The following is a 2,833-nucleotide window of genomic DNA, read 5'->3' as shown; positions in this document are numbered from 1 at the left end:
AACCGCAACTTGTGCATAGACTAGATCTTTATTCAGTTTCTCAATGGCTGCACGATTGTTGTCTATTGCGTTATTCATGCTTTCAATATCTGTTTGTAAATCAATAATTGTTTTTTGAATATTGGTCGCACCATTGACTAAGTCATCATGTGCTGCTTGCATTTTCACCCCCCAATCAGAGAGTTCCTTATTCATCCCTTTGACTGTGGCTTCGATACCGCTGACTTGAGAAGATAGGGCGGTCATAATCTGTGAAGCTTGCTGAACCGTCGTATTGTCTTTGCCACTTGCTGTTGGATCCGCTTTATATAACTCATGAATGGCATCGATTGATGCTTGGAAAGTGGCGTCAAAATTAATTACGCTGGAGGGAATCGATGCTGATACTTGTGGTCCCAAATCGTCAATCCATTGCTTAGCAACCAATTTTGCTGAGTCTAACTTTTTACTCAGGTCATCAAACCAATCTGGTTTTACCGTAGGTGGCGTAAATTGTGTGTTTAAAATGGCATGGCACTGCGCTGTGATGACTGTGGTTGCCAAAAATGCAGATTGAGTGGTTTGCTGTGTTGGGTTCAACTGAGTAACTTGTTGTGACATTGTGTATCTCCTTTACTGTTCTTGAATGGTGTTATTTAGTGTGTTGACTAAAACGGGTTTTCCAACGTTTGGCGGTAAACTAATGAGTTGCACAAATTCTGAAATGGTTTTCCATGAGGCTGAAGCAATCTTGATGGTTTGCAAATCAGTCAATAGGGCAGGGTCTGAACCGCTTTGTAAGGCGTTGATCAGTTCGTTTACCTTGTCTAATTCGTCTTGCCATAACAATGAAAGTGCTGGCAAGCTATCATCAATCTTTAGGAATTCTTCGCTCATGTTGCTGAGGGTTTGAATAATGGCTTTAGTAATGGCAGCCGCTTGTGCTTCTTCACTGGCTAGTGTTTGTAATTGAGTGAGTTTGTCTAAATCTTGTTGTACCTCTTTCGCGCTCGATATTGTGCTGTATGCACTGTAACCAACCGTGAATAGCGCACCAGCAAAGGAAAGGAATGGTACAGACGTCGTTGCTCCCATTACGACACCGTAGGAAATAGTGACCATACTTTGTATGTAAGCTTTTCCTGCTCTTAATTGGGCCGCCGTGACATTGGCTCCTAAACTGGCAATGGATTGCGATAGAGAGCCTATCTCTGTTGCAATGCGTACCATTGCTTGTTCTTCGCTCGCAAGTTCATTCCAGCCATCTTGAATGCTGGATGCGAGCAGCTCCTCTGCATTTTTCGCTTGGCTGTAAGATTTCGTGAAAACTTGCTGAGCTTCATTTGTTAACGTGATATTTTGCTTTAACGTTTTTTGCAATAATTGTAAGCATTCAATCCATTGCTTCGTACTTGTTATCGCCTTACTGTTTTGTGCGCAGGCATCGAACGTGGTCTGATAATTAATAAACGATGTAATAATTTGCGCAAAAATTTTAGGCTTTTGTTGCATAAACTCATTCATTACCGCTCTTAAGATCTCAGTCCTGCTTCGAACTTCTACGAGCCAGTTTGGATCTTTTGCTACATGGCCAATAAAGAGAGAGTTGCACGTTGCATCGTAGTTACTAATACCTAAAAAATCAGTATATACGTCGGTCAGCATATTTAATGCGGTATCAACATTTGGGCTTAACATGAGTTCGCCCTCTACAGTGAAATAACGAGGAAAGGATCAAACGTTAATCTTGCACCATCAATAGACAAGGTCGCATTGTATTGTTGTGTGCTGGCTTGTCCTTGCGCTTCAACTCGGCCTTCCCAGAATTCATCACCGCTTAGTCCTTGCTTAGTGGGTATACAAACTCTGTCATTTATCATTTGCCCATTAAACTCGACAATATCAACTTCATTGTCTGGTGAAATAGCGACAACTCGCCAGCATAATAATTGGCCGTCTTTACAGGCTGTTTTTAACTCAGCTTGGCCTTCATTACCCGAGCCCATATATTTATTTGTATCAATGAGATAAATGTTACTTTGCAGATCTCGACTTGCAAGCGCTGCTGCTGCATCTACGACCATGAGTATTTCTACTTTTTTCATACAATGTTCCTTATTTAGATGGAGTTATTGAACTTCGAGATAAGGTGAAAAATTCATTGTTATTCCGTTTATTGAAAGAGAAATGGTATATAGATAACGCCCAGTATCCCCGCGAGTCTGAACTCTGCCTTCCCACGCGTCATTAACAGGGCTTGGTAAGCAAGCTTTTTGATCAATCATGTCACCAGAGAATCCCGTTATATTGACTTCGTCATCTGGCGAAATAGCGCAGCTACGCCAGCAAATAAACTGACCATCTTGAGATACCGTGTGGAGTTGGCACGTTCCTTCATCCCAAGAACCAAGCCATTGGTTACTATCAATTAAGTAAACGTTATCCATTAAGCTCGTGGTTGTTAATGCTCCGGCACAATCAACCACGATAAGTATTTCTATTTTTTTCATTCAATACCTACTGACGTTTATTTATGGATCCACAGAATATCACTGTACTGATTTAACCATTTCGAATGGTTTTTGTGGTTATATCTATTAAATGTTATTGATATTAGTGTTGATATTTACATGTTTATAATCTTTATGTGGATAAATATAGTTAGTGATTTCAGTTAATCAAGGTTGCATAACTAATATGTACATATCAGTATGTAAATAAAATAATTTTATAATGATATCAATGGATAGATCTTAAGTTTAATTTCATTTTTGTTATTTATTAAGCGCTTAATTTGCTGGCTTAATCATGTTTTTGCGTGAGATATTGAAAGGGATAATAAATGCTCATTTAC

Annotated in this window: 3 protein-coding genes and 1 pseudogene; all 4 read right to left on the bottom strand. The window is 39.5% G+C overall.

What is annotated here, in order from left to right; genetic code table 11:
- A pseudogene (gene makA / locus AACQ17_RS08205) lies at positions 1 to 600 on the bottom strand (cytotoxin MakA); the annotation flags it as partial.
- A gap of 12 nt (positions 601 to 612) precedes the next feature.
- A complete protein-coding gene (gene makB, locus AACQ17_RS08200) occupies positions 613 to 1,677 on the bottom strand; it encodes an alpha-pore-forming cytotoxin subunit MakB (RefSeq protein ID WP_013868235.1) in 1,065 nt (354 codons plus the stop codon).
- A gap of 11 nt (positions 1,678 to 1,688) precedes the next feature.
- A complete protein-coding gene (gene makC, locus AACQ17_RS08195) occupies positions 1,689 to 2,084 on the bottom strand; it encodes an alpha-pore-forming tripartite toxin MakABE regulator MakC (protein WP_013868236.1) in 396 nt (131 codons plus the stop codon).
- A gap of 24 nt (positions 2,085 to 2,108) precedes the next feature.
- On the bottom strand, positions 2,109 to 2,489 hold the full coding sequence (gene makD, locus AACQ17_RS08190; RefSeq protein ID WP_094167782.1) for an alpha-pore-forming tripartite toxin MakABE regulator MakD: 381 nt from the start codon (positions 2,487 to 2,489) through the stop codon (positions 2,109 to 2,111).
- Between the last annotated feature and the right edge of the window lie 344 nt (positions 2,490 to 2,833).

The organism is Vibrio sp. V10_P2A27P122 (assembly GCF_963874335.1).
Lineage (GTDB): Bacteria > Pseudomonadota > Gammaproteobacteria > Enterobacterales > Vibrionaceae > Vibrio > Vibrio anguillarum.
The sequence above is the reverse complement of the archived record's forward strand: the minus strand, read 5'-3'. Positions and strand labels throughout refer to the sequence as shown.